The organism is Rathayibacter rathayi, from assembly GCF_004011095.1.
Classification (GTDB): Bacteria; Actinomycetota; Actinomycetes; order Actinomycetales; family Microbacteriaceae; genus Rathayibacter; species Rathayibacter rathayi.
The window spans coordinates 839,255-863,572 of the sequence record NZ_CP028129.1 but is presented as its reverse complement, the minus strand read 5'-3'; the positions used below and the strand labels follow the sequence as shown (position 1 = coordinate 863,572).

Genomic DNA, 24,318 nt, shown 5'->3' with positions numbered 1-24,318 from the left:
GATAGCCGGACCTTCGAGGCGAACGGCAGAATCGCGTGCCGGCGATTCTTCCTAGCCGAACGCAAGACGCTCCTCAGAAACCAGCCACCTGGAGAAGCCAACCGCGGTGAGGATCGCCCTCCGGGCGATCCTCACCACTCAATCCTGCACAGCGATCAGCTGGGTATCCGTCTGAGCCCGGGCTGCCGGGTGTCCGCCGATCGTTCGGCCGCCGCGCGCGCCGCGGCCTCCGCTCTTCGTGCGGATCTCGATCCATTTCGCCAGCCCCGAGAGAAGGAGACAAATGCCGATGTAGATAGCGCCGATCACGATCGCGGCGGGGATAATTGGACTGTCCAAGCTCGACTGATTACCGAGGTAGCGGGCGTAGTAGAGCAACTCGTTGTAGGTGATGATCGAGCCGAGTGCCGTGTCCTTGAGGGCGACGACGAGCTGGGCGATGATGACGGGCAGCATCGAGCGAATCGCCTGCGGGAACAGAATGAGACGCATCACACCCGCCTTGCGCAAGCCGATCGCGTAGCCCGCCTCCTTTTGTCCGCGCGGAAGAGCTTCGATGCCGGCGCGGAAGATTTCGGAGAAGACAGAGCCGTTGTAGAGGGTCAGCGCGATGACGACGGCGAGATAGGGGCTGAGCTTGAGGCCCGCGAACGGCAGGCCGTAGTACATCAGCATCATCAGAATCAGCACGGGGATCGCCCGAAACAGCTCGATGAAGAGCGTGACCGGCATGCTGATCCACCGGCGGTCCGAGAGCCGGCCGATCGCGAGGAGCAGTCCGAGCACGATGCTGGCGACGCCCGCGGTGGCGAAGGCGGCCAGGGTCTGGCCAAGCGCTGCTCCGATGCTCTGCCACACCAGCGGATAACCGAATGCCCGCCACTTCGAGGCACTGAACTGGCCAGACTCGGCGAAGCGCCAGATCACGAAGGCGAGGAACATCGCGATCATTAGAACGACGACGACGCCGATAATGCGGTTGCGCAGGACGGCGCGGGGGCCCGGGTTGTCGAAGAGGACGGAACTCATCGGGCGACCCTCCACTTCTTCTCGAGCTGACGTTGGACGAGCGAGAGCAGGGTGACCAGGACCACGAAAGTCACAGCCACCCAGAGGACGACGATGAGGCTGTTCTCGCCACGCTCGTTGAGCACGCGGACGATGGTGCCCGCCTCCGCGACCGAGAAGCCTGCGGCGACAGTGGTGTTCTTCAGCAGCGCGATCAGCACGCTCATCAGCGGCGGGATGACGGAGCGGAAGGCCTGCGGCAGGACGACCTGCGTCATGGTGAGGCCGAAATCGAGGCCGATCGCGCGAGCAGCCTCGGCCTGGCCGATCGGCACGGTGTTGATCCCCGAGCGCAGCACCTCCGCGACATAGGTCGCGGTGTAGAGGCTGAGGGCGCAAATCGCGAGGTTCGTGTAGTCGACATTCGGCAGATCGAGCTTGGGATAGCCGAACGCGAAGAAGAACATCACCAGCGTGAGCGGAGTGTTGCGGATGGTGTTCACGTAGACCGTTCCGACCGCGCGCGCGATCGGGACGGGCGAGACGCGCATCGCGCCGACCAGCGTACCGATCAGCAGGGCGAACACGAGCGAGACGCTAAAAAGAATCAGGGTGTTGCCGAAGGCCGGGACGAAGACGTCGAGGTTGTTCAACAGGACATCCATGCGGCTGGCCCTTCTGTCGGAGCGGTGGGGTGGTGAAGGAGAGGGGCCCCCGGGCGACGCTAACGCCGCCCGGGGCACCTCCTAGTAGTCGTTCACCGCCGGCTGGGTGAGCATCGTGCCGGACTGGCCGAGCGTCTCGTCGTAGATGGCGCTCCAGGTGGCGCCGCCGTCGGTCAGCATGCCGTTGACGAATTGGCGCAGCGCGTCGTCGTTCTTGGGCAGGCCGATGCCGTACAGCTCGGTGCTGAACGGCTCGCCGACGACCTTGAGCTTGTCGGGCTTCTGCGCCGCGTAGCCGATCAGGATCGCGCCGTCCGTGGTGACCGCGTCGACGGTGCCGTCGGAGAGAGCGTCCACGCACTGCGAATAGGTATCGAACTCCTCGGTCTTCACCTCGGGGTAGTTGGTGCGGATGTTCTGGATCGGGGTCGAGCCGGTCGCCGAGCACACCGTGGTGTCAGCGCTGAGGTCGTCCGGGCCGGTGATCGTGCTGTTGTCGGCCGCGACGAGCAGCTGCTGTCCGGTCTTGAAGTAGGGTCCAGCGAAGCCGACCTGCTCCTTGCGCTTGTCGGTGATCGAGTAAGTCCCGACGTAGAAGTCGATGTCGCCGTTCACGATCGACGCCTCGCGGTTGGCCGAGGGGATCGCCGTGAACTCAATCTTGTCGGCCGAGAAGCCGAGGGAAGCTGCGACCCACTTCGCGATTTCGATGTCGAATCCGGAACGCTGACCGGTCGCGGCGTCGAGGTAGCCCAGCCCGGGCTGGTCCTCCTTGACGCCGATGGTGACCTTCTCGGCCGCCGTCATCGTGGCGAAGGTCGGGCTGCCCTCGACGGTCACGCCGGAGGCGACCTCGTAGGCCGAGGTCCCTCCCTGCGCTCCGCCACCGGCGGTTCCGGAGTCGCCGGCACAGCCGGCGAGGGCGAGAGTCGCTGCTGCGAGTCCCGCGGTCATGAACATGAGCTTCGTGCGCATGATCGTCCTTCCTAAAGTTCGGCCCGCCGGAGCGGGTGATATCGGATCGGCTCCCGCGGTGCAGGGTCCGACGTGTCTGACGGTGCTGGTCGCGCCGCTAGTGCGTGATGAGCTTGGAGAGGAAGTCCTTGGCCCGGTCGGTGCGCGGGGTGGTGAAGAACGACTCCGGATCGGTGTCCTCGAGGATTTCGCCGTCGGCCATGAAGACGACGCGGTCGGCGGCCTTGCGGGCGAAGCCCATCTCGTGGGTGACGACGATCATCGTCATTCCCTCCTTGGCGAGACCGACCATCACGTCGAGCACTTCGTTGATCATCTCGGGGTCCAGCGCCGAGGTGGGCTCGTCGAACAGCATCACCTTGGGCTTCATCGCCAGCGCTCGTGCGATCGCGACGCGCTGCTGCTGCCCGCCCGAGAGCTGAGCAGGAGTCTTCGCGGCCTGATGGCCGACTCCGACTCGGTCCAGGAGCGCCGTGGCCTGCGCCTCCGCCTCCTTGCGGGAGAGCCCGCGCACCTTGATCGGGCCGAGCGTGACGTTCTCGAGAATCGTCTTGTGCGCGAAGAGGTTGAACGACTGGAAGACCATCCCGACATCGGCGCGGAGCGCGGCGAGGCCCTTGCCCTCCTCCGGCAGCTTCTGTCCGTCGATGGTGATGGTGCCGCCCGAGATCGTCTCGAGCCGGTTGACCGTGCGGCAGAGCGTGGACTTGCCGGAGCCGGAGGGGCCGAGGACGACGACGACCTCACCGCGGTGCACCGTCAGATCGACGTCCTTCAGGGCCTGAAAATCGCCGTAGTGCTTCTGCACTCCGGCGATGACGACGAGGGGTTCACCGACGTGAGCGGCGGCGCGCTCGTCTTGCGGGGCTGTGACCATGCCGCCAGAGAAGCACACGGGGATGGGCCGGTCAAATCATGAGGGACGTTTTAACCCGGGTGAAACAACTCGTCCCCTTCTCCGGCTCCGTCCGGCATCGGACCGGTGCCCTCAGGAACGCAGGGCGAAAGCGCTTTCGTAGAGGCAGACGGAGGCCGCGGTCGCGAGATTGAGCGATTCCGCCGCGCCATAGATCGGCACGGCGACCACGCCGTCCACGAGCGCGAGTGACTCGTCCTCGAGGCCACGGGCCTCATTGCCGAAGACCCAAACGGTGGGCTCAGCGAGGTCGCCCCGGGCCCGCACATCGAGCAGGTCCTCGCCCCTCACGTCCGCCGCGACCGAGCGCACACCCACGCCGCGCAGGCGCCCGAGGACGTCGGCGAGGTCGGCACCGACCGCGACCGGCAGGTGGAACAGCGAGCCCGTGGTCGAGCGGACGACCTTGGGGTTGTAGAGGTCGACGGAGCGCCCGGAGAGCACGACCGCGTCCGCTCCAGCGGCGTCAGCGGCGCGGATGATCGTGCCGAGGTTGCCCGGATCTCGGACCTCTTCGAGGACCGCGACCAGGCGCGGCTCCGAGGCGACGACGTCTTTCAGCGAGGTAGGGAACTGTCGGCACACCGCGACGAAACCCTGGGGCGTGACCGTGTCGGCCATCGTGTCCAGGACGTCCTCGGTCACGTACTCGATCTCGACCTCCGCCTCCGCTGCAGCGGCGACAATCTCCGGGTGACGCTCCAGAGCGGTCGGAGTCGCGAACGATTCAACGAGCAGCTCCGGGCGGTACTGCAGCGCCTCGGCCATCGCCTGCGGACCCTCGAGGAGGAAGAGTCCCGTCTCGAGCCGGGCCGGGCGGCGGGTGAGCTTCGCCACAGAGCGGACACGGGGAGAGCGGGGGTTGTCGAGCATGCGGCGAGCCTATCGGCGCGGCGATCGCGGGCCCGGCAGACACGACGCGCGGCCACCCGGGAACGACGGGAAGGGGCCGCGACCTCTCGGTCGGGACCCCCTCCTGGAACGCTCTGCGGACTACGCGGCGGCCTTGGGCGCCGAGGTGTCGGCCGGCAGCGCACCCTTCGCGGTCGCGACGAGCGAGGCGAAGGTGGCGGGCTCGGTGATCGCGAGATCCGCAAGGATGCGGCGGTCGACCTGGACGCCGGCCAGGGCGAGGCCCTGGACGAAGCGGTTGTAGGTCAGGCCGTTCGCACGGGACGCGGCGTTGATGCGCTGGATCCAGAGGCGACGGAACTCGCCCTTCTTGGCGCGGCGGTCGCGGTACGAGTAGACGAGGGAGTGGGTGACCTGCTCCTTCGCCTTGCGGTAAAGGCGCGACCGCTGACCGCGGTAGCCCGAGGCTCGCTCGAGGATGACGCGACGCTTCTTGTGGGCGTTGACGGCCCTCTTCACTCTTGCCATTGCTGTTTCTTCCTATCCATCCGGGCGGCGGAGTAGCGGGCTACACGGCGCAGCGGACTGCGCCGGCAGCGAGCTACAGACCGAGAAGCTTCTTGGCGACCTTGGCGTCCTGCGGGGCGAGGACCTGGTCCTGGTTGAGGCGGCGCGTGCGGACGCTGGACTTGGACTCCAGGTTGTGACGCATACCGGCCTGCTGCTTCATGACCTTGCCGGAGCCGGTCACCTTGAAGCGCTTCTTGGCACCCGAGTGGGTCTTCATCTTGGGCATGTTCTCTCCTTGTGAACGTCACACCGCACACGGCGGGGCGAAACCGGTGCCCCGCGAGCGGGGCGTCCACCGGCCCCGAGGCCGGGGCGGCGAAGTATTAGACGGACTCGGCCTCGGCCGTGTCCTCGGGGGTGTTGGCCTCGCGACGAGCGGCGCGGACCGCATTGGCCTCTGCCTTCGCCTCGGACTTGTTCTTCAGCGGGCCAATGACCATCACCATGTTGCGACCGTCGATGGTCGGCGTGGACTCGACCTGACCGAATTCGGCGACGTCCTCCGCAAAACGCTGAAGCAGACGGACACCCATTTCGGGCCGCGACTGCTCGCGACCGCGGAAGAGGATCATCGCCTTGACCTTATCGCCGGCCTTAAGGAAGCCCTCAGCGCGCTTGCGCTTGGTCTCGTAGTCGTGCTTGTCGATCTTCAGGCGGAAACGGACCTCCTTGAGGATCGTGTTCGCCTGATTGCGACGTGCTTCCTTGAGCTTCTGAGCCTGCTCATACTTGAACTTCCCGTAGTCCATGATCTTGGCCACGGGCGGCTTGGAGTTGGGGGCGACCTCGACCAGGTCCAGGTCTGCGTCCTGTGCGAGTCGCAGAGCGACCTCGATCTTGACGACGCCGACCTGTTCTCCAGCGGGACCCACGAGGCGGACCTCGGGGACGCGGATACGGTCGTTGGTACGGGGATCGCTGATTGCGCTTCTCCTCTGATCTCGGTGAGTGCAGCTGCGCTACCGGAGTCTTCTCCAGCGCACCCGAGAGAGGTGATCGTCCCGTCCACGTCGTGCGTGAAGCACGGCGCTCGCACCCTGTGACGCGGTTCCCGAGGCAGACCTCGGGAGCCGCAGCCCTGCCTCCGCTGGTCTGGTGACCATCGGAGGCGGAGTGCTTCTGACCCGGTAACCTTATGAAGCGGTCAAGCGCGGGTGGGAGAATCTCCACTTTCGAACCGAGGACATGCCTCGGAGCCCGGATAACCATAGCAGACCGGCGGCCCGCTCGACAGAGCGGATCCGGCCGCCCTCGATTCGGTGCCGCGCCCCACCCCGATCCCCACCCCCGGACGACGAACGAAGGACGCATGGCCCAGCACGACGACGAGACTCACGACCACGACGACACGTACGACGACGACTACACCCGACGATTCGGCGAGGACGGCGGCGCCTCCGACGTGGAGGCCGCCCGCGATATCGCGGCGGTCCCCGCGGTCGAGATCATCACCACCGCGGCGGTGCATCTGATGAGCGCCGCAGCCGTCAAGTGCGGGCTCGCCGACGAGCCGGGCGCGCAGGTCGACCTCGACGAGGCGCGCAAGCTGATCAACGCGCTCGCAGGCCTGGTCACGGCCGGCGCCCCCGACATCAGCGACATGCACGCCCGAAGCCTGCGCGACGGGCTGCGCACCCTTCAGCTCGCCTTCCGCGAGGCCTCCCCCATCGCCGACCCGATCGGCAAGGGGCCGGGCGAGAAGTGGACGGGCCCGGTCACCTGAGCCGGAGTCAGCGGGCCGCGGCGAGCTGGAGCGTCATCGAGTCGACGCGCTGCGCGACGGTGTCCTCCGCCGCCCATCGGTCGCCCAGGCGCGCGATCAGAGCGCTGAGCGCCTCCTGGTCGAGTCCGGGGTGCAGGCTCAGCACGACCACGAGTTCCGGTCCCGTGAGCCGTTGCGCCGGATCGCCCGCGCGAACCGCCAGCGACTCCACGGCCGACTCCCCCTCCGCGCCGGCACGCAGGGCGGCGAGGACGTCCGGGTCCGTGTCCGAAGGACGCCACTCCGCGCCCTCGGCAATCGCCCACAGCGCCGGACGGCGGACCGCGAACTCCCCCTCGGAGGCGGGGTCGAGCACCATCACCTCGGTTCCCTCCGCCACCGCCGCCAGCGACGCCCGACGTCCGTCGACCGGAACAGGACGCGCCGCGGGGTCCCAGCGGCGCATGCTGTTCACGTCGCTGAAGACGGGGAGCACCCTGCGGCCGTCGGGCCCGGCGACGGTGACGATCGCCAGCTCCTGCGTCTTGTCCGCTCGACGACCGCCGATGCCCTCAGCCTCCTCGCTGAGGCGGGCGATCAGCGGGATGAGCAGGCGGGACGCGCGAAGGGCGTCGACAACGACGTCCGGTCCGCGAGCGCCGGTCGTGAACGACTCGAGCGCGGCGACCAGTGCCGGCGGGGCACTGCCGTCGTCCTCCACAGCGGCGCTCGGCTCGAAGTGCCGGCCGGCCCAGGGAGTGCCCGCGGAGTCGGTCAGATGCGCGGGGAGCGGGCCGGGCTCACTCTGATGCGACATCCAGGGCCTCCGCGAGCGTGAACGCGCCCGCGTACAGCGCCTTGCCGACGATCGCACCCTCGAGGCCCTGGGGCACGAGGCCACGCAGTGCGGCGATGTCGTCGAGGTTCGAGATGCCGCCCGAGGCGATCACGGGGCGGTGCGTACGGGCCATGACCTGCTCGAGCAGCTCGACGTTCGGGCCCTTCAGCGTGCCGTCCTTCGTGACGTCCGTCACGACATAGCGGGTGCAGCCCGCCTCCTCGAGCCGGTCGAGGACCTGCCAGAGGTCGCCGCCCTCCCTGGTCCAGCCGCGAGCGGCGAGGGTCGTTCCGCGCACGTCCAGCCCGACGGCGATCTGGTCGCCGTACTGGGCGATGACGCTCGCGGCCCACTCCGGATTCTCCAGTGCCGCGGTGCCGAGATTGATCCGCTTGGCGCCGGCGCTCAGAGCGGACTCGAGACTGCGGTCGTCGCGGATCCCGCCGGAGAGCTCGACGTTCACGCCCCTCACCTGCCGGATGACCTTCTTCATGATGCCGTGGTTGTCGCCGCGGCCGAAGGCGGCGTCAAGGTCGACGAGGTGGATCCACTCCGCACCTTGGTCGACCCAGTCGCCGGCGGCGTCGAGGGGATCGCCGTAGTTGGTCTCCGTCCCGGCCTCGCCCTGCGTCAGGCGCACGGCCTTGCCGCCCGCCACGTCGATCGCGGGCAGGAGGACCAGGCCCGGAGCCTTGGTAAACTCGCTCATCGTCATCCTCAGTCTCGGTGCCGGCCCCTTCGAGGCGCCGACCACCGGCCGATCCTAGTTCGTGCGGAGGCTGCCCAGCCAATTCGCCAGCAAGCGGAGCCCGGCGGCGCCCGACTTCTCGGGGTGGAACTGCGTCGCCGAGAGCGGGCCGTTCTCGACCGCGGCGATGAAGGGACCCCCGTGCTCGGCCCAGGTCACCGCGGGTCGCGGGAACGGCGGCATCACATCGAGCGACCACTCCCGGGCGCCGTAGGAGTGCACGAAGTAGAAGCGCTCCTCGGCGATGCCGTCGAAGAGCACCGAGCCCCCGGGAGCGGAGACGGTGTTCCAGCCCATGTGCGGAACGACCTCGGCCGGGAGCCGATCGACCGTACCCGGCCACTCGCCCAGACCGGCACTCTCGACACCGCGCTCGACGCCGCGCTCGAACAGCACCTGCATCCCGACGCAGATGCCCAGGACGGGGCGACCGCCCGCGAGACGCCTCTCGATGATCTCGCCGCCGCGCGCCCGGCTGAGAGCTGCCATCACCGCGTCAAAGGCGCCGACTCCGGGGACGAGCAGGCCGTCGGCCTCGAGGGCGCGCTGCCGATCGCCGGTCAGCTCGACGTCGGCGCCCGCGAACTCGAGCGCCTTGACAGCGGAGTGCACGTTCCCCGAGCCGTAGTCGTAGACGACGACGGACGGGCGGCTCGAACTCACAGCGCGCCCTTGGTCGAGGGGACGCCGGAGACCAGCGGATCCAGCGCCTTCGCCTGACGAAAGGCGCGGGCGAAGGCCTTGAACTCGGCCTCGGCAATGTGGTGCGGATCCCGGCCACCGAGCACCGTGACGTGCACGGTAAGGCCGGCGTTGAACGCGATCGCCTCGAAGACATGGCGGACCATCGAGCCGGTGAAGTGGCCGCCGATCAGGTGCAGCGCGAAGCCCTCCGGCTCGCCGGTGTGGACGAGGTAGGGGCGGCCGGAGATGTCGACGACGGCCTGCACGAGCGCCTCGTCGAGGGGGACGAGCGCGTCGCCGAAGCGGGAGATGCCGGCTTTGTCGCCGAGGGCCTGGCGGATGGCGGTGCCGAGCACGATGCCGATGTCCTCGGCGGTGTGGTGGATGTCGATCTCGATGTCGCCACGGGCCCGCACGCGCAGGTCGGTCAGCGAGTGCTTCGCGAACGCGGTCAGCAGGTGGTCGAAGAAGGGCACGCCGGTCTCGAGATCGGCGACACCGGTGCCGTCGAGGTCGAGCGAGAGCTCGATACTCGACTCTGTGGTGGCTCGGCTGAGGGAGGCGGTGCGCCCGGGTGCGGCGCTCGGGGAGGTCATGGCTCCCAGTCTATTCGCGGAGGATCACCGCCCCCGGGTGGGCGCTCACTCGCGCGAGAGCACGACCGCGGGGTCGGCGGAGGGGGCGGGGAGGGAGGCGAGCGCCTCGAGGAACGCGGTCGTCTCCTCCGCGGTGCCGGCGCTCACGCGGAGGTGGCCGGGGATGCCGACATCGCGGATGAGGACCCCGCGGGCGAGCAGGCCCTCGAACATGACGGTCGGATCGTCGACGCCACCGAAGAGGACGAAGTTGCTGCCCGTCGCGGAAGGGCGGTAGCCGAGCGAGCGCAGGCCCTCGATCATCCGATCGCGCTGCACGATGATCTCGCCGACCATCGCTAGCATCTCGTCGGCGTGGGCGAGCGCGGCGATCGCCGCGGCCTGCGTCAGCGCCGACAAGTGGTACGGGAGGCGGACGAGACGCAGCGCGTCGACCACGGCGGGGTCCGCGGCGAGGTAGCCGAGCCGCACGCCGGCGAAGGCGAACGCCTTGCTCATGGTGCGCGACACGAGCAGGCGAGGACGCCCGGGCAGGAGGCTCAGTGCGGTGGGCGCCTCCCGGCCGCCGAATTCGACGTAGGCCTCATCGACGACGACGATCCCGTCGGTCGCGTCGTAGACCGCCTCGATCACAGTGAGATCCAGGGGGGTGCCGGTGGGGTTGTTCGGAGCGCAGAGGAAGACGATGTCCGGTTGGAAACGGCGCATCTGCTCGGCGGCGTAGTCGGCTCCGACCTCGAACTCGGCCTCGCGCGGGGCGGCGATCCATTCGGTGCCGCTCCCCGAGGCGAGGATCGAGTACATCGAGTAAGTGGGCGCGAAGCCGAGCAGTGAGCGACCGGGACCACCGAAGGCCTGGAGGACATGCTGCAGTACTTCGTTCGAGCCGTTCGCGGCCCAGACTCCGTCGGCGGTGAGGCCGTGCCCCAAATAGCCAGCGAGCGCCTCGCGCAGCTCGCGGAACTCCCGATCGGGGTACCGGTTGACGGCACGCAGGGCCTGGGACACGCGGCCGACGATGTCGGCGATCACGTCGTCCGGGACCGGGTGGGTGTTCTCGTTGACGTTAAGGGCCACAGGGACGACGGCCTGCGGTGCACCGTACGGGCGCTTGCCTCGAAGGTCGTCGCGGAGGGGGAGGTCGTCGAGAGTCGTCACCAGGGAATAGTAGCGAGGCGAGTGGCCATGCCTCAGCGCGCGGTGTCGTACTCCGCCGGGATCGCCAGGCGCTGGCCGGGCTCGACACCTGCGCTGGAAAGTTGATTCAGCGAGAGGATGTCGTCGACCACGTCGCGCGGGTCGGACTGGGGCGCGAGCTCTTCCGCGAGCGACCACAGCGATTCCCCCGCGTGGACGGTGACGTACTGGAACTCGACCGCAGCCTGGTCGCTCGACGCGACCGCCCCTCCGCCGTTGAGCCCGAACGCGAACGCGCCAGCGACCACCGGCAGCGCACCGAACGCGGCGACCACGGCACGGCCTCGGCGGGTGAGCCGCAGGTGCGTGCGGACGACGCGCGTCTGCGCAGGAGCGCTCTGCTGCTCCGAACGGGACTGCGGGGCCGTCACCTGATGCGGGGCCGACACGGACGGAGCCGCGTGCACCTGCTGCAGCGGGCGGGAGGTGAGCTGTGCGGTCATGGGATCGCTCCTTTCAACAGGGATTCGGGGAGGCCCTCGGCCGGGAGGGCTACCCCGAACGCCTGTACCGAACATATATTCGAACACCGAGCTGGTCAAGAGACCGGTTCGGTCGATCCGCAGCCGAACTCGCTCGCGACACACTCGAACGAATGTTCCGCATGCTGACTCCCGGCGGATACAGTTTCGAGAGCCTGGTCGTAGTAGAGCAGCGACCACCGACATTCCATGTCGGGTCGCGACCGGGCGGGCGCGCACGCGGCGTGCGCGGCGGGACAGAGGGAGCATCGTGAGCGACGCGCGAACGGCCGGTATGTCGGCCGCCAAGACGAAGGCCGCCGCCGGTCGGCGCCGGAAGAGCCTGAGCGCGAAGCAGCTCGCGATCATGGACGCGATCCAACGCTCCGTATCGAGTCGCGGCTACCCGCCGAGCATGCGCGAGATCGGCGACGCCGTCGGGCTCGCCTCGCTCTCGAGCGTCACTCACCAGCTCAACCAGCTCGAGCTCAGCGGCTACCTACGCCGCGACCCCAACCGCCCTCGCGCGCTCGAGATCCTCATCGACGTGCCCAGCTCCACCGAGGACGACGGCTCGTTCGAGTCGACCGCCCCAGTCGGCGACGCGGCGATGGTCCCCCTCGTCGGCCGCATCGCCGCGGGCGTGCCGATCATGGCCGACCAGCAGATCGACGAGGTCTTCCCGCTGCCGCGCCAGCTCGTCGGTAAGGGCGAGCTCTTCATACTCAAGGTCGTCGGCGAGTCGATGATCGACGCCGCGATCTGCGACGGCGACTGGGTCGTCGTCCGCTCCCAGCGCACCGCCGAGAACGGCGAGATCGTGGCGGCGATGCTCGACGGTGAGGCCACCGTCAAGGTGCTTCGCCAGCGCGACGGCCATACCTGGCTACTTCCGCGAAACTCCAACTTCGAGCCGATCCTCGGCGACGAGGCCGAGGTGCTCGGGAAGATCGTCGCGGTCCTCCGCTCGGTCTGAGGTGGCAGCGCAGGAGGGGCCCGGATCGACGTACCGCCGACCGGGCCCCTCCTGAGTGCGGAGTGCTCAGACGGCCGCGAGCGAGGCGCGGGCCTGCGTCGCGGCGGCCACCATCGCGCGAAGGGAGGCGAGCGTCTCGTCGTATCCGCGCGTCTTCAACCCGCAGTCCGGGTTGATCCAGAGCTGGCGCACCGGGATCGAGCCGAGAGCGGTTCGGATGAGCTCGCCGACTTCGTCGTCGCTCGGCACCCGCGGCGAGTGGATGTCCCAGACGCCCGGTCCGATCCCCCGCGCGAAGCCCGAGCGTTCGATGTCCGCTACCACCTCCATCCGCGAACGCGCCGCTTCGATGCTGGTCACGTCCGCGTCGAGCCGGTCGATCGCGTCGATCACGACTCCAAACTCGGAGTAACAGAGGTGCGTGTGGATCTGGGTCGCCGTCGCCGCTGCACCCGTCGCGAGCCGGAAGGCGCCGACCGACCACTCCAGATAGGCGGGTCGCGCCGCCGCCTCGAGCGGCAGCAGCTCCCGGAGCGCCGGCTCGTCCACCTGCACGATGCGGATCCCCGCCCGCTCCAGATCGGCGATCTCCTCGCGCAGCGCGAGAGCGACCTGATCGGCCGTCTCAGCGAGCGGCTGGTCGTCACGGACGAACGACCAGGCGAGAATCGTCACCGGTCCGGTCAGCATCCCCTTCACCGGCCGGTCGGTGCGCGACTGAGCGAACGCCGACCACTCGACCGTGATCGGCGCCGGGCGCGAGACGTCACCCCACAGCAGCGAGGGCCTCGTGCAGCGGCTGCCGTAGGACTGCACCCAACCGTTCCGCGTCACCGCAAAGCCGTCGAGGTGCTCCGCGAAGTACTGCACCATGTCGTTGCGCTCGGGTTCACCGTGCACCAGCACGTCGAGGCCGAGCTCCTCCTGCAGGCGCACCACCCGCTCGATCTCCTCCCGCATCCGCTCGATGTACTGCTCGGCAGAGAGGTCGCCCCGGCTGAGGGCAGCACGGGCCGTGCGGATCTCGCGCGTCTGCGGGAACGAGCCGATCGTCGTCGTGGGCAGCGGCGGCAGGCGGAGTGCCTCCTCCTGGGCGGCGAGGCGCTCGGCGGCGGGCGCCCGGTGCCGATCCTCGGGGCGGAGGGACGTGACTCGGGTGCGCACGACGCCGTCACGCACTCCCGGCGCCGTCCGGCGGTCCTCCCAGGCGGCGGTCGCGGCCTCGAGCTCCGCGCTGACGGCGACCCGACCTTCGCGAAGACCCCGCGCGAGCACGGCGACCTGCTCGATCTTCTGGTCGGCGAAGGCGAGCCACGACGCCAGACGCGGATCGAGATCGGGCTCGTCGGCGACATCGTGCGGCAGGTGAAAGAGCGAGGTGGAGCTGGAGACGGCGACGCTCTCGGCGAGCGGACGCAGTGCCTCCGCTTTCTCTAGCGCGGCCGAGAGGTCGCCGCGCCACACGTTGTGCCCGTCGACTACTCCGGCCACGAGCACGGTGCGCTCGAGTCCGGGCACCGCGGTCGGAGCGGCGCCCTTCACGAGATCGACGCCGACGGCCTCGACGCCCGCCTGAACGAGGACCGGAAGGGCATCGCCGAGGGTGCCGTAAGGCGCTGCGACGAACAGCGCGGGCCGCTCCTGCGCACCGGCGAGCAGCCCATAGGCCGACTCGACGGCCGCAAGAACGCGCTCCCGCGGCACGCCCAGCGACTCCGACACCAGCGCCGGCTCGTCGAGCTGGACCCACTCGGCCCCGGCCTCGCGGAGGCGACCGAGCAGCTGAGCGTAAACGGGGACAAGGTCCGCGAGGCGCGAGAGTGGAGAGAAGCCCGCCGGTGCTGCCGCGTCGGGCTTCGCGAGCAGGAGGAAGGTAACCGGCCCGACCAGCACGGGCCGCGTGGTGAAGCCGGCCGCACGCGCCTCCTCGACCTCGCGCACCCGGCGGGTGTCCGCGAGCGAGAACGACGTCTCTGGACCGATCTCAGGCACGAGGTAGTGGTAGTTGGAGTCGAACCACTTGGTCATCTCCAACGGCGGCCGATCGCCGTCACCGCGGGCCAGCGTGAAGGATCCGGCCAGGTCGATCGCTCCGTCGACGACGAGGTCCGCGAAGCGCTCCGGGATCGCGCCGACCGCGAGCGCGGTATCGAGCACCTGGTCGTAGAAGGAGTGCGCCTCGGGGATCGACGAGTCGTCGCGGCCGAGGCCGAGGGCGAGCAGGCGCTCACGGGTGGCGGCGCGCAGTGCGGCACCCTCCTCCTCCACCTGCTCGGCGGTGACGGTGCCGGACCAGAACGACTCGACGGCTCTCTTCAGCTCGCGGCGGCGTCCGATACGGGGGTAGCCGAGGACGGTTCCGGTCGGGAAGGCGGGTGTAGTGCTCATGCGGTTCGCTCCTGAGGGGACGGGGTGGACGGAGAGGTGGCGGTCGGGAGGGTCGGCGCGGATCCGGGCGGCAGCAGCCCGCTTTCGGCCAGCACGGCCAGCACCGCCTCGTCGCGGTTGAAGGCGTAGAGGTGGACGGCGGGGGCGCCCCCGTCAACGACGGTGCGGATTAGTCTCGCGGCGTACTCGACGCCGATCCGCATCCGAGCCTCGTCGTCCGGCTCGACGTCGAGGGCGATCGCGAGATCGGCGGGCAGGTCCTCGCCGCTGAGCTCCAGCATCCGCCTCAGCCGGGCGGGGCTGGTGACGGGCATCACACCCGGGATGATCGGCATCCGCAGTCCTGCCGCGCGAGCGCGGTCGACGAAGCGCAGGTAGTCGTCGGCGTGGAAGAAGAGCTGAGTGAGGGCGAACGACGCTCCGGCCGCCTCCTTCGCTAGCAAGACGTCGATGTCCTGCGTCCGCGAGCGCGAGCGCGGGTGTCCGTTCGGAAACGCCGCGACGGCGACCTCCGCGTGCGGCCGCGCCGCCACGTCCACACACTGCGCGTTCCGCAGTCCTGGCACCGGCATCGCTCCGTATGGCTCGCGCTCGGCCTGCACGCGGTGGATCAGCTGCACCAGTTCCGCGGCGCTGGCGAGCTCGCCGAGGATCGCCGCATCCTCCGGTATCCCGGTCGGCCGGTCACCTCGCAGCGCGAGGAAGCGGGTGACCCCGGCCTCAAGGAACTCGCGGACGAGGCGACTCGCCTCCGCGTGCGTCGAGCCGACACAGGTGATGTGTGCGAGGGCCGGAGTGGCTGTCCGCTCGAGCAGGTAGCGCAGGATCCCGAGCGACGCACTCCGCGAGGAGCCCTGCGCCCCGTAGGTGACCGAGACGAAGGAGGGGCCGGCGGCCGCGAGCCGGTCGACTGTTCGCGTGAGCGCGAGAGAGCCGGCGGCGGTCCGCGGCGGGTAGACCTCGAACGAAAACGGGACGCGCGGACAGGCGGGGTCCGACTCCGATCGCTGCTCCGACACCGCAGTGCCCTCCGTTCCTCGTTCAACCCCGGAGGGTCGGCTGGGTTCGGGCGGGTGCCGGGCTCGGCTGTCGCTCCACGCGCCGGTCGGCGCCTCGCGGACCAGAGTAGGAACGATGGACGCCGGAGTCGAGACGTGTGACGTCGGATGAACGGGTGTGACGTCGTATGTCGTCGCCGATGCACGAAACGCCCGCCTCCCGAGCGGGAGGCGAGCGCTTCGGTACCGGGATCAGGCCTGTATGGCCGCCCGAGGCACTGCGAACTCGGCGAGCGAGCCCGCGAGGTCGGCGTGCACCAGGGCGATCACATGCGTGCCGCCCTCGACGTACTGCGTCGACAGAATCCGGCCGCTGCGGTGCAGGTGCGAGGTCACGTCGCCGCGGTCGTACGGTACGAGCAGGTCGATCTCGACGTCCGGCTCGGGCAGGATCTCGGCGATCCGCGCCTCCAGCTCCTTGATGCCCTCACCGCTGCGTGCCGACACGAAGACCGCGTCTGGGGCGAGCCCGCGCAGTACCAACCGCGTTCCCTCATCCACCAAATCCGCCTTGTTGAACGCGATGATCTCGGGGATGCTGCGCGCGCCCACCTCACCGATCACGTCGCGCACCGTGTTGATCTGGCCCGCGGGATCGGGGTGAGAGGCGTCGACGACGTGGACGATCACATCGGAGTCGGCCACCTCCTCGAGCGTGGAGCGGAACGCCTCGACCAACTGGTGCGGGAGCGCTCGAACGAACCCGACAGTGTCGGCGAGCGTGTAAACGCGGCCATCGCTCGTCTGCGCCTTGCGGACGGTCGCGTCCAGGGTGGCGAACAGCGCGTTCTCGACCAGGACTCCCGCGCGGGTCATCCGGTTGAGCAGGCTCGACTTGCCGGCATTGGTGTAGCCCGCGATCGCCACAGAAGGGACGGCGTTGCGCTTGCGGTTCGCGCGCTTGGCCTCACGAGCGGGCTTCATCGCGGTGATCTGCTTCCGCAATCGCGCCATCCTGGTGTGAATCCGGCGGCGGTCGAGCTCGATCTTGGTCTCACCCGGTCCGCGCGAGCCCATTCCGGCTCCCGCGCCGACCTGGCCGCCGGCCTGACGGGACATCGACTCACCCCAGCCGCGGAGTCTGGGCAGCAGGTACTCGAGCTGCGCAAGCTCGACCTGCGCCTTGCCCTCACGGCTCGTGGCGTGCTGGCTGAAGATGTCGAGGATCACTGCGGTGCGGTCGATCACCTTCACCTTCACCACGTCCTCCAGCGCTCGGCGCTGGCTCGGTGCGAGCTCGGTGTCGGCGACGACCGTGTCGGCGCCGAGAGCGGCGACGAGCCCGGCGAGCTCCTGCGCCTTGCCCTTGCCCAGGTAGGTGCTCGGGTCCGGGTGCGGGCGGCGCTGTAGCAGGCCGTCGAGTACGGTCGCTCCCGCGGTCTCCGCCAGGGCGGCGAGCTCGTGCAGCGAGTTCTCGGCGTCCTCGAGCGAGTTCTGCGAGTAGACGCCGATCAGCACGACGTTCTCGAGGCGCACCTGGCGGTACTCGACCTCTGTGACGTCCTCGAGTTCGGTCGACAGCCCGGCGACGCGACGCAGAGCCTGCCGGTCGTCGCGGTCGAACTGTTCGCCGTCGCTGTTCTTGCCGTCGCTGTTGTCGCCCTCGTGGCCGGCGCTCTGCAGCGCCTGGGCTCCACCCGGGACGAAGCGCGAGTACCCTGTCGAGCGCGACTGCGCGTTCGCCAGGACCCTCGAGACGACGTCCACGGCCTCGGTCGTGTCGGTCTCGTTCAGGTCTTCCGTCATCCGGATAACACTAACTCCTCAGGTGTTGATAGGTTCACTTCTCATGGCCGGCGAGCACTACTTCTCGAGCACTCCCGACGGCGACCTCCGGCCCCGCAGGATCCCGGCCCGCCTGGCCGGCCGCGACCTGGAGGTCACGACGGCAGGAGGAGTGTTCAGCCCCGGTCACGTCGATCTCGGCACGCGCGTCCTGCTGGACGCTGTACCGGACGCCCCCACCGGCGGGGACCTGCTGGACCTCGGCTGCGGCTGGGGTCCGATCACCCTCGCGCTCGCCCTCGCCTCCCCCGACGCCCGGGTATGGGCGGTCGACGTTAACCAGCGGTCGCTCGAACTGGTCCGTCGCAACTGCGAGGATCTCGGCGTCCTCAACGTCAACGCTGTGCTGCCCGATGATGTTCCCGCCGACGTGCGCTTTCGCACCGTCTGGTCGAATCCGCCAATCCGCATCGGCAAGGAAGAGCTGCACCTGCTCCTGGAGCGCTGGCTGCCCAGGCTGGAGGCGGGTGCCGACGCCTGGCTCGTCGTCCAGCGCAACCTCGGATCCGACTCGCTGCAAACCTGGCTCACCGACGCCTTCGCCGGTCGGCTCGAAGTGGAGCGGGTCAGCTCCGCGAAGGGCTTCCGGGTGCTGCGCACGACGCGCTCGGCCTGAGCCGGCGGATCAGTCGAGCCGGATGGTACCGGTGAAGACCAGGTGGGCCGGACCGGAGAGTCCGACGTGCTCGCCCTCCTCCGCCGCGAACATGGTCACGCCGAGCGTGCCCCCCGGCACCTCGACGCGCCACGACTGCGGGGCGCGGGCTCCCGCCCAGTGACGTACCGCCAGGGCTGCCGCGGCCGCGCCAGTGCCGCAGCTGAGGGTCTCACCGCTGCCGCGCTCGTGCACGCGCATCCGAATCCGACCGATACCGTCGTGAACGAGGGGCTCGCCGGGCACGACGAACTCGACGTTCGCCCCGACGGTCGGCTCCGGGTCGAGGTGAGGGATGTAGGAGAGATCGGCGGACTCGAGTTCCTCGTCGTTGCTCAGCGCGACGACGACGTGCGGGTTGCCGAGGTCGAGTCCGAGTCCGGGCCGCGCGACGCTCAGCTCCTTAGCCCGCACCAGTGGCTCGCCGCCCGCCAGCTCCCAGCGGCCGAGGTCGACCTGGAAGCCAGCACCGCTCCGCGTCACGTCGCGCACTCCCGCGCGGGTGCCGATCGGGAGGGTGTCACCGGGCTCGAGCGCGGCGAGTCCGGCGGCGAGCAGGAACGCCGCGTAGACGCGGATGCCGTTGCCGCACATCTCCGCGATCGAGCCGTCAGCGTTGCGGTAGTCCATGAACCACTCCGCCTCGCTCTCCTCGGCGAGTGAGGCAGCACCCTCCGGGATCGCCCTGGAGCGGACCGCCCGGATAACACCGTCGGCCCCGACGCCGAAGTGCCGGTCGCAGATCATCGCGACCTGAGCGGGCGAGAGGTCCACCTCACCGTCCGGGTCGCTGTAGAGCACGAAGTCGTTGCCCGTGCCCTGGCCCTTGGTGAAGTGCAGCTCGATCGTCATGGCGGACAGCCTACCGAGGACCCGGCGCTGCGGTCTGGGCGGCGGCGCGCGCGCGAGCCACCAGTTCGGGCGCGTCGTACGGGAGCCGGTGAGCCCCGGTGTAACGACGGAACCAGCTGTTCTGTCGACGGGCGTAGCGCCGGGTGAGGGACTGGGTGGCCGCGATCGCCTCCCGCTGCGTCAGGGTGCCGGCGCGCTGGGCGAGAGCCTGGTCGTACCCGATCGCGCGCCGCGCGGTGACGCCCCTCTCGAGACCCAGCGGGACCAGGCGCTCGACCTCGTCGAGCATCCCGCCCGCCCACATGAGCTCGGTCCGCCGGTCGAGCCACTGCACCAGTTCCTCCCGCGGCGCCTCGAGGAAGAGGGTCGAGGTCGCACACCAGGCGACGGGCTCATTGGGCATCAGGGCGCTATGGGTACGACCACCGGTGAGTTCGGCGATCTCGAGCGCCCGGATGATGCGCCGAGCGTTGTGCGGGCCGATCCGCTCGGCGACAGCCTCGTCGATCGCCCGCAGTCGCCCGACGAGGACGCCCAGGCCCTCGCGCGTGGCCGTTTCCTCGAGCCGGCGCCGCACCTCGGGGTCGGTCCCCGCGAAGGAGAATTCGAAGAGGACGCTCGACACGTAGAGACCGGACCCGCCCACCAGGATCGGTGTCGCGCCGCGGGCCTGGACCTCCTCGATCACGCGCCGGGCCTCGGTCTGATAACGAGCGACCGAGGCCTCCTCGGTCAGGTCGAGCACGTCGAAGAGATGGTGTGGGATGCCGCGGCGCTCCTCGACGGCGAGCTTCGCGGTGCCGATGTCCATCCCGCGGTAGAGCTGGGTCGCGTCCGAATTGACGATCTCGGCAGAACCGCCCTCGCTCCGGATCGCCTCGGCGAGATCGAGCGAGAGCGCGGTCTTGCCGGTGCCGGTCGCGCCGACGATCGCGATCAGTGCGGGCCCGGGGGCCCCGTGCTCAGCGCTCGCCATCGGCGGCACCGTCGATCGGCGTGGTCAGAGTGCTGGTGCTCTGCACTCGCAGGGAGGGCAGTCCGAGCGAGACCCGCGGCGCTCCGGCGACGCCGGGGGTCGCCGGAGCGCCGCAGGACTCGGTCTGCGCCCGGTCCCACGCGTCTCCCGCGCGGGTGCGGCGGATGCGGAGCGGGGCTCCGTCCGGCGAATCGGCGAGAAGGTAGAACGGGGCGGCCCGGGTGACCAGCACCGAGACCACGTCGCCGGGACGCGGCTGCTCGGAGCCTGCGGGAACGTCGAAGTGCACCAGACGGCTGTCCTCCGCGCGGCCACTCAGCCGGTGGGTCTCGGTGTCACGGCGGCCCTCCCCCGTCGCCACCAACACCTCGACCTCGCGCCCGACGATCGTGCGGTTCTCCTGCTCGCTGATGGCATCCTGCAGGGCGGTGAGGCGCTCGTAGCGCTCCTGCACGACGGCCTTCGGGATTTGGTCGGGCAATGTCGCCGCGGGGGTGCCGGGCCGGATGGAGTACTGGAACGTGAAGGCCGAAGCGAAACGCGCCTGCTCGACGACCCGAAGGGTCTCCTGGAAGTCGACTTCGGTCTCGCCGGGGAATCCGACGATGATGTCAGTGCTGATCGCCGCGTGCGGGATGCGGGCGCGCACACGCTCGAGGATGCCGAGGAATTTCTCCGAGCGGTACGAGCGGCGCATCGCCTTGAGGATACGGTCCGACCCGGACTGCAACGGCATGTGCAGCTGCGGCATGACCGCTGGCGTCTCGGCCATAGCGTCGATCACGTCGTCGCTGAACGCGGCCGGGTGGGGGCTGGTGAAGCGAATGCGCTCGAGGCCCTCGATCGTGGCGGCAGCGCGTAGGAGCTTCGAGAACGCCTGCCGGTCACCGAACTCGACGCCGTAGGAGTTGACATTCTGACCGAGGAGCGTGACCTCGATCGCGCCGTCATCGACGAGCGCCTGGATCTCGGCGAGCACGTCGCCAGGACGCCGGTCCTTCTCCTTGCCGCGGAGCGAGGGCACGATGCAGAAAGTGCAGGTGTTGTTGCAGCCGACCGAGATCGAGACCCAGCCGCTGGAGGTCGACTCGCGCTTGGTGGGGAGAGTGGAGGGGAAGACGTCGAGCGACTCGAGGATCTCGAGCTGCGCTTCGTCGTTGTGCCGGGCGCGCTTGAGCAGACTCGGGAGGGAGCCCATGTTGTGCGTGCCGAAGACCACATCGACCCAGGGGGCGCGATCGAGGATGACGTCCTTGTCCTTTTGGGCGAGGCATCCGCCGACCGCGATCTGCATGTCGCCGTGGCGGCGCTTGACCGAGGCGAGGTGGCCGAGGTGGCCGTAGAGCTTGTTGTCGGCGTTCTCGCGGACCGCGCAGGTATTGATCACGACCACGTCTGCTTCGGCTCCGCCTGCCGACACGTAGCCCGCCGCTTCGAGCGAGCCGCTCAGCCGCTCGGAGTCGTGCACGTTCATCTGGCACCCGAACGTGCGGACCTCGTAGGTCCTCGGCCGGGACTCGGCGACGGGCGACGGGGCGCTAGCGAGCATGCTCATGGTGTGCGATTCTACGCGCCGGCCCGGCCGCATCCCGTCAGCCGTCTCAGCGGAAGCGGACGCTCGACCCGGGCGTGCGGATCGTCTCGCGAACAACGCGCTGCACGAGACCGCCGGCATATCCGCGGCGGGCGAGGAACCCCGTGAGGCGTCTCTCGGCGACCTCGTGTGAGAGCGAGCGCAGGCTCGGCAGGCGCTTACACGCCAGCTCGAGCGCCGTGCGGTACTCGTCGTCGCCGTCAAGCTCGTCCAGCGCGGAGGCAATGACATCGGGGGGGAGCTTGCGGGCGCGGAGCTCCTGCTGGATGGAGGAGCGGCCCAGCTTCTTGCGGTCGCGCAGCGACACAACCAGTTGCTCCGCCATCTTGAGGTCGTCGAGATAGCCGAACCGAGTGAAGCGCTCGACGATCTCGAGGGCGTCCTTCTCGGCGACCCCCTCGGTGTAGAGCCGCGCCTCCACCTCGGCGACCGACAGGCTCTTGCGAGAGAGTCCCCGCACGATCCTGTCGGCGACCTGCTCGGGGTCGACCTCCCGGGGTCCCTCGACCGCTTCCTCGTCGTCTGTGTCCTCGACGAAGGCCGGTGCACGCCGAGCGATATGGGCCGACAGCTCCGCGATCCGCTCGGGCGCGTCGGACCCACGGGAACCGGCAGCGGACACGCCCGACCGCCGGCTCGTGGCCTCCCGTTCGGTCGAGTTCACAGCCTCGGGTTCCCGCGACTCCGGTGTTGCGCCAGCACGTTCGGTGTCCGGTGCCACGGCCGCCCAGCCCTCCTCTCCTGCCGCGCTCCGGTCGACCCAGGGCAGGAAGGCCACGGGACGTCCCCCGGCGCCCTCCGCGGCCTTCTCCGCCACGGGCTAGGCGCCCTTGCGGACGGGCTGCTTGGTCTCGATCGCAACCGGAGCGGCCTCGACGGCCGAGTTCGGGTCTGCGACTACGCCGAGCTTGACCAGGATGCGCTTCTCGATCTCGGCGGCCACATCGGGGTTGTCGATCAGGAACTGCCGCGCCTTCTCCTTGCCCTGCCCGAGTTGGTCGCCGTCGTAGGTGTACCAGGCGCCGGACTTGCGGACGATCTCGTGCTCGACACCGAAGTCGATGAGGCTTCCCTCGCGCGAGATCCCGATGCCGTAAAGAATGTCGAACTCGGCCTGCTTGAAGGGCGGGGCCATCTTGTTCTTCACGACCTTGACGCGGGTGCGGTTACCGACCGCCTCGGTGCCATCCTTCAGTGTCTCGATGCGGCGGATGTCGAGACGGACGGACGCGTAGAACTTGAGAGCCTTGCCACCGGCGGTGGTCTCGGGGCTCCCGAAGAAGACGCCGATCTTCTCCCGCAGCTGGTTGATGAAGATCATCGTGGTGTTGGTGGTGTTCAGACCACCCGTGAGCTTGCGCAGGGCCTGCGACATAAGGCGGGCCTGGAGGCCGACGTGGGAGTCACCCATCTCGCCCTCGATCTCGGCACGCGGCACGAGCGCGGCCACGGAGTCGATCACGATGAGGTCGATCGAGCCGGAGCGCACGAGCATGTCGGCGATCTCGAGCGCCTGCTCTCCCGTATCGGGCTGCGACACGAGGAGCGAGTCGATGTCGACTCCGAGCTTCTTGGCGTATTCGGGGTCGAGTGCGTGCTCGGCGTCGATGAAGGCAGCGATACCTCCGTTGCGCTGCGCGTTCGCGATCGCGTGCAGGGTGAGCGTGGTCTTGCCGGAAGACTCGGGACCATAGATCTCGACGATGCGGCCACGGGGCAACCCACCGATCCCGAGAGCGACGTCGAGCGCGATGGAACCGGTCTGGATCACCTCGACGGGAGCGCGTTCATCGCTGCCCAGGCGCATGACCGCACCCTTGCCGAACTGGCGATCAATCTGGGCGAGCGCAGTCTCGAGGGACTTCTCGCGGTCGGAGGAACTGGGCATGGCCGTCTCGCTCTCGTTTCGTCGTGTATGTCGCCTACAGGCTGTCGCGACATGCCGGAGGCTGTCGGAGTGACAGTGCCGGCCGGCTGCGACAAGGCGGTGAAGCAGATCCGTTCAGGTGTCTCCGACGGTACGCCCGACCACCGACATCGGTGCCGAGCGAGAGCGACTCCGTGGAGACGGAGCCGTTTCTGCTTCTGTGGAGGAGCTTAGACCGCTCGAACACGAATTCGATCAGATGACGCCGGCGTGTCGAACACGGCTTCGGTCGGTGATGTCACCGTCGGCGCTTGCTCGGATCCCTGCCATGCCAGCGCACCTCCGGGACATCACTGGCTCGGCACAGGGCGAGCCAGACGTCCCGCGGCTCCGCGCCGTCCGCGAGCGCCTGCTCGGCGGTCTGCCCGCCCAACTCCGTGAGCACGAGGTCCGAGACCAGCACGCGCGCATACCCGGCGCCGAACTCCTCGTCGACCAGCCGGCGGAACTCGCTCAAGCGCATGGCTCCACGCTAGCCGCTCCCCCGCACCGCTCCTCCGGGAATGCCGAAGGGCGCCCGGCCGAAGCCTGGGCGCCCTTCGTGTGGAACCGGGTGCGGTGGGTGGGAGAGGACGGGAGCCGACTACTGCGCGACGAGGTCTGCGTCGAAGCCGGCGACCATGTCGGCCGGGATGGTGTCGGGGATGGTGTCGATGCCTTCGATGACGGCGAGGCGATCGCCGACTTCACGCATGATCACCGAAATAGGGGTGTCGAGAGCGTCGGCGACAGAGGCGAGGATCTCCGAGGAGGCCTCCTTCTGACCGCGTTCGACCTCGCTCAGGTAGCCGAGCGCCACGCTCGCCTTGCCCGCCACCTGACGGAGCGTACGACCTTTCTGCAGGCGAAAGTCCCTGAGGACATCGCCGATCTCCTGACGAACTAGAACCACTGG

At 69.2% G+C, this 24,318-nt stretch carries 27 protein-coding genes; 3 read left to right on the top strand and 24 right to left on the bottom strand.

All coding sequences use genetic code 11. From position 1 onward, the window contains the following. Nucleotides 1–138: 138 nt before the first annotated feature. The 8 genes from C1O28_RS04335 to infC all read right to left on the bottom strand — a co-directional run bounded on the left by C1O28_RS04335 (nucleotide 139) and on the right by infC (nucleotide 5,909). Nucleotides 139–1,029 carry an amino acid ABC transporter permease gene (locus tag C1O28_RS04335; protein ID WP_097166687.1) on the bottom strand — a complete coding sequence of 297 codons (891 nt, stop codon included), beginning with the start codon at nucleotides 1,027–1,029 and terminating at the stop codon, nucleotides 139–141. Then, a complete protein-coding gene (locus tag C1O28_RS04330; RefSeq protein WP_097166434.1) occupies nucleotides 1,026–1,673 on the bottom strand; it encodes an amino acid ABC transporter permease in 648 nt (215 codons plus the stop codon). The genes C1O28_RS04335 and C1O28_RS04330 overlap by 4 nt, the downstream gene beginning before the upstream one ends. Before the next feature lie 81 nt (nucleotides 1,674–1,754). Further along, nucleotides 1,755–2,648, bottom strand: a complete 894-nt coding sequence (locus C1O28_RS04325) for a glutamate ABC transporter substrate-binding protein (protein WP_097166435.1) — start codon at nucleotides 2,646–2,648, stop codon at nucleotides 1,755–1,757. 97 nt (nucleotides 2,649–2,745) lie between these two features. Beyond that, on the bottom strand, nucleotides 2,746–3,525 hold the full coding sequence (locus C1O28_RS04320) for an amino acid ABC transporter ATP-binding protein (protein WP_097166436.1): 780 nt from the start codon (nucleotides 3,523–3,525) through the stop codon (nucleotides 2,746–2,748). 111 nt (nucleotides 3,526–3,636) lie between these two features. Beyond that, nucleotides 3,637–4,437, bottom strand: coding sequence for a TrmH family RNA methyltransferase (locus tag C1O28_RS04315; RefSeq protein WP_097166437.1), 801 nt, complete (start codon nucleotides 4,435–4,437; stop codon nucleotides 3,637–3,639). Nucleotides 4,438–4,557: 120 nt separating this feature from the next. Further along, the gene (rplT, locus tag C1O28_RS04310) at nucleotides 4,558–4,944 is read right to left on the bottom strand and encodes a 50S ribosomal protein L20 (RefSeq protein WP_097166438.1); all 387 of its coding nucleotides are present in this window, start codon (nucleotides 4,942–4,944) and stop codon (nucleotides 4,558–4,560) included. A gap of 73 nt (nucleotides 4,945–5,017) precedes the next feature. Continuing rightward, nucleotides 5,018–5,212, bottom strand: a complete 195-nt coding sequence (gene rpmI, locus C1O28_RS04305) for a 50S ribosomal protein L35 (protein WP_055793295.1) — start codon at nucleotides 5,210–5,212, stop codon at nucleotides 5,018–5,020. Nucleotides 5,213–5,309: 97 nt separating this feature from the next. Beyond that, nucleotides 5,310–5,909 (bottom strand): translation initiation factor IF-3, encoded by a 600-nt coding sequence (infC, locus tag C1O28_RS04300; protein WP_084415833.1) that lies wholly within the window; start codon nucleotides 5,907–5,909, stop codon nucleotides 5,310–5,312. Between the two features lie 386 nt (nucleotides 5,910–6,295). On the opposite strand from infC, the gene C1O28_RS04295 reads away from it, so the two are divergent. Continuing rightward, nucleotides 6,296–6,709 carry a DUF1844 domain-containing protein gene (locus tag C1O28_RS04295; RefSeq protein WP_219813095.1) on the top strand — a complete coding sequence of 138 codons (414 nt, stop codon included), beginning with the start codon at nucleotides 6,296–6,298 and terminating at the stop codon, nucleotides 6,707–6,709. A gap of 7 nt (nucleotides 6,710–6,716) precedes the next feature. Here C1O28_RS04295 and C1O28_RS04290 read toward each other — a convergent pair whose 3' ends face one another. Genes C1O28_RS04290 through C1O28_RS04265 form a run of 6 tightly spaced genes read right to left on the bottom strand, consistent with a single transcriptional unit; the run spans nucleotide 6,717 to nucleotide 11,194 of the window. Further along, nucleotides 6,717–7,505, bottom strand: coding sequence for an SseB family protein (locus C1O28_RS04290; RefSeq protein WP_097166439.1), 789 nt, complete (start codon nucleotides 7,503–7,505; stop codon nucleotides 6,717–6,719). After that, nucleotides 7,489–8,235, bottom strand: coding sequence for a bifunctional 1-(5-phosphoribosyl)-5-((5-phosphoribosylamino)methylideneamino)imidazole-4-carboxamide isomerase/phosphoribosylanthranilate isomerase PriA (priA, locus tag C1O28_RS04285; protein ID WP_097166689.1), 747 nt, complete (start codon nucleotides 8,233–8,235; stop codon nucleotides 7,489–7,491). Before priA ends, C1O28_RS04290 begins: the two co-directional genes overlap by 17 nt. Before the next feature lie 54 nt (nucleotides 8,236–8,289). Next, nucleotides 8,290–8,937 carry an imidazole glycerol phosphate synthase subunit HisH gene (gene hisH, locus C1O28_RS04280; protein WP_097166440.1) on the bottom strand — a complete coding sequence of 216 codons (648 nt, stop codon included), beginning with the start codon at nucleotides 8,935–8,937 and terminating at the stop codon, nucleotides 8,290–8,292. Continuing rightward, nucleotides 8,934–9,554, bottom strand: coding sequence for an imidazoleglycerol-phosphate dehydratase HisB (hisB, locus tag C1O28_RS04275; RefSeq protein WP_097166441.1), 621 nt, complete (start codon nucleotides 9,552–9,554; stop codon nucleotides 8,934–8,936). The genes hisH and hisB overlap by 4 nt, the downstream gene beginning before the upstream one ends. 45 nt (nucleotides 9,555–9,599) lie before the next feature. Continuing rightward, nucleotides 9,600–10,715 (bottom strand): histidinol-phosphate transaminase, encoded by a 1,116-nt coding sequence (locus tag C1O28_RS04270; protein WP_097166690.1) that lies wholly within the window; start codon nucleotides 10,713–10,715, stop codon nucleotides 9,600–9,602. Nucleotides 10,716–10,744: 29 nt separating this feature from the next. Continuing rightward, nucleotides 10,745–11,194 (bottom strand): LysM peptidoglycan-binding domain-containing protein, encoded by a 450-nt coding sequence (locus C1O28_RS04265; protein ID WP_097166442.1) that lies wholly within the window; start codon nucleotides 11,192–11,194, stop codon nucleotides 10,745–10,747. A 289-nt stretch (nucleotides 11,195–11,483) separates the two neighbouring features. On the opposite strand from C1O28_RS04265, the gene lexA reads away from it, so the two are divergent. Continuing rightward, nucleotides 11,484–12,188: a transcriptional repressor LexA gene (gene lexA, locus C1O28_RS04260; protein WP_419866669.1), complete on the top strand. Its 705-nt coding sequence runs from the start codon at nucleotides 11,484–11,486 to the stop codon at nucleotides 12,186–12,188. A gap of 66 nt (nucleotides 12,189–12,254) precedes the next feature. On the opposite strand, the gene metE is transcribed toward lexA, so the two are convergent. From metE to hflX, 3 genes are all read right to left on the bottom strand, one after another. After that, on the bottom strand, nucleotides 12,255–14,576 hold the full coding sequence (gene metE / locus C1O28_RS04255) for a 5-methyltetrahydropteroyltriglutamate--homocysteine S-methyltransferase (protein ID WP_097166444.1): 2,322 nt from the start codon (nucleotides 14,574–14,576) through the stop codon (nucleotides 12,255–12,257). Further along, the gene (locus C1O28_RS04250; RefSeq protein WP_097166445.1) at nucleotides 14,573–15,595 is read right to left on the bottom strand and encodes a methylenetetrahydrofolate reductase; all 1,023 of its coding nucleotides are present in this window, start codon (nucleotides 15,593–15,595) and stop codon (nucleotides 14,573–14,575) included. The genes metE and C1O28_RS04250 overlap by 4 nt, the downstream gene beginning before the upstream one ends. Before the next feature lie 231 nt (nucleotides 15,596–15,826). Continuing rightward, complete coding sequence (hflX, locus tag C1O28_RS04245; RefSeq protein ID WP_097166446.1) at nucleotides 15,827–17,380, bottom strand: GTPase HflX; 1,554 nt, start codon at nucleotides 17,378–17,380, stop codon at nucleotides 15,827–15,829. Between the two features lie 43 nt (nucleotides 17,381–17,423). Between hflX and C1O28_RS04240 the strand changes: the two genes are divergently transcribed. Next, complete coding sequence (locus C1O28_RS04240; RefSeq protein WP_097166447.1) at nucleotides 17,424–18,035, top strand: class I SAM-dependent methyltransferase; 612 nt, start codon at nucleotides 17,424–17,426, stop codon at nucleotides 18,033–18,035. A gap of 9 nt (nucleotides 18,036–18,044) precedes the next feature. On the opposite strand, the gene dapF is transcribed toward C1O28_RS04240, so the two are convergent. The 7 genes from dapF to C1O28_RS04205 form a co-directional block, all read right to left on the bottom strand. Continuing rightward, the gene (gene dapF, locus C1O28_RS04235) at nucleotides 18,045–18,926 is read right to left on the bottom strand and encodes a diaminopimelate epimerase (protein WP_097166448.1); all 882 of its coding nucleotides are present in this window, start codon (nucleotides 18,924–18,926) and stop codon (nucleotides 18,045–18,047) included. A 10-nt stretch (nucleotides 18,927–18,936) separates the two neighbouring features. Beyond that, the gene (miaA, locus tag C1O28_RS04230; RefSeq protein ID WP_097166691.1) at nucleotides 18,937–19,902 is read right to left on the bottom strand and encodes a tRNA (adenosine(37)-N6)-dimethylallyltransferase MiaA; all 966 of its coding nucleotides are present in this window, start codon (nucleotides 19,900–19,902) and stop codon (nucleotides 18,937–18,939) included. Next, nucleotides 19,889–21,457, bottom strand: a complete 1,569-nt coding sequence (gene miaB, locus C1O28_RS04225) for a tRNA (N6-isopentenyl adenosine(37)-C2)-methylthiotransferase MiaB (protein WP_097166449.1) — start codon at nucleotides 21,455–21,457, stop codon at nucleotides 19,889–19,891. Before miaB ends, miaA begins: the two co-directional genes overlap by 14 nt. Nucleotides 21,458–21,503: 46 nt before the next feature. After that, a complete protein-coding gene (locus tag C1O28_RS04220) occupies nucleotides 21,504–22,274 on the bottom strand; it encodes a regulatory protein RecX (protein WP_160487590.1) in 771 nt (256 codons plus the stop codon). A 42-nt stretch (nucleotides 22,275–22,316) separates the two neighbouring features. Further along, nucleotides 22,317–23,384, bottom strand: a complete 1,068-nt coding sequence (gene recA / locus C1O28_RS04215) for a recombinase RecA (RefSeq protein WP_097166451.1) — start codon at nucleotides 23,382–23,384, stop codon at nucleotides 22,317–22,319. A 277-nt stretch (nucleotides 23,385–23,661) separates the two neighbouring features. Beyond that, nucleotides 23,662–23,886, bottom strand: a complete 225-nt coding sequence (locus tag C1O28_RS04210) for a DUF3046 domain-containing protein (protein WP_097166452.1) — start codon at nucleotides 23,884–23,886, stop codon at nucleotides 23,662–23,664. 120 nt (nucleotides 23,887–24,006) lie between these two features. Continuing rightward, nucleotides 24,007–24,315, bottom strand: a complete 309-nt coding sequence (locus C1O28_RS04205) for a helix-turn-helix domain-containing protein (protein WP_097166453.1) — start codon at nucleotides 24,313–24,315, stop codon at nucleotides 24,007–24,009. Between the last annotated feature and the right edge of the window lie 3 nt (nucleotides 24,316–24,318).

Bases quoted from the DNA above. Each gene is read 5' to 3' on its own strand.
- hflX (WP_097166446.1), bottom strand. From the start codon at position 17,380: ATGACGGAAGACCTGAACGAGACCGACACGACCGAGGCCGTGGACGTC.
- metE (WP_097166444.1), bottom strand. From the start codon at position 14,576: ATGAGCACTACACCCGCCTTCCCGACCGGAACCGTCCTCGGCTACCCC.
- C1O28_RS04295 (WP_219813095.1), top strand. From the start codon at position 6,296: ATGGCCCAGCACGACGACGAGACTCACGACCACGACGACACGTACGAC.
- miaA (WP_097166691.1), bottom strand. From the start codon at position 19,902: ATGGCGAGCGCTGAGCACGGGGCCCCCGGGCCCGCACTGATCGCGATC.
- C1O28_RS04240 (WP_097166447.1), top strand. From the start codon at position 17,424: ATGGCCGGCGAGCACTACTTCTCGAGCACTCCCGACGGCGACCTCCGG.
- C1O28_RS04325 (WP_097166435.1), bottom strand. From the start codon at position 2,648: ATGCGCACGAAGCTCATGTTCATGACCGCGGGACTCGCAGCAGCGACT.
- C1O28_RS04210 (WP_097166452.1), bottom strand. From the start codon at position 23,886: ATGCGCTTGAGCGAGTTCCGCCGGCTGGTCGACGAGGAGTTCGGCGCC.
- priA (WP_097166689.1), bottom strand. From the start codon at position 8,235: ATGAGCGAGTTTACCAAGGCTCCGGGCCTGGTCCTCCTGCCCGCGATC.
- C1O28_RS04265 (WP_097166442.1), bottom strand. From the start codon at position 11,194: ATGACCGCACAGCTCACCTCCCGCCCGCTGCAGCAGGTGCACGCGGCT.
- C1O28_RS04335 (WP_097166687.1), bottom strand. From the start codon at position 1,029: ATGAGTTCCGTCCTCTTCGACAACCCGGGCCCCCGCGCCGTCCTGCGC.
- rplT (WP_097166438.1), bottom strand. From the start codon at position 4,944: ATGGCAAGAGTGAAGAGGGCCGTCAACGCCCACAAGAAGCGTCGCGTC.
- C1O28_RS04320 (WP_097166436.1), bottom strand. From the start codon at position 3,525: ATGGTCACAGCCCCGCAAGACGAGCGCGCCGCCGCTCACGTCGGTGAA.
- hisB (WP_097166441.1), bottom strand. From the start codon at position 9,554: ATGACCTCCCCGAGCGCCGCACCCGGGCGCACCGCCTCCCTCAGCCGA.
- C1O28_RS04315 (WP_097166437.1), bottom strand. From the start codon at position 4,437: ATGCTCGACAACCCCCGCTCTCCCCGTGTCCGCTCTGTGGCGAAGCTC.
- recA (WP_097166451.1), bottom strand. From the start codon at position 23,384: ATGCCCAGTTCCTCCGACCGCGAGAAGTCCCTCGAGACTGCGCTCGCC.
- C1O28_RS04290 (WP_097166439.1), bottom strand. From the start codon at position 7,505: ATGTCGCATCAGAGTGAGCCCGGCCCGCTCCCCGCGCATCTGACCGAC.
- miaB (WP_097166449.1), bottom strand. From the start codon at position 21,457: ATGAGCATGCTCGCTAGCGCCCCGTCGCCCGTCGCCGAGTCCCGGCCG.
- rpmI (WP_055793295.1), bottom strand. From the start codon at position 5,212: ATGCCCAAGATGAAGACCCACTCGGGTGCCAAGAAGCGCTTCAAGGTG.
- dapF (WP_097166448.1), bottom strand. From the start codon at position 18,926: ATGACGATCGAGCTGCACTTCACCAAGGGCCAGGGCACGGGCAACGAC.
- C1O28_RS04330 (WP_097166434.1), bottom strand. From the start codon at position 1,673: ATGGATGTCCTGTTGAACAACCTCGACGTCTTCGTCCCGGCCTTCGGC.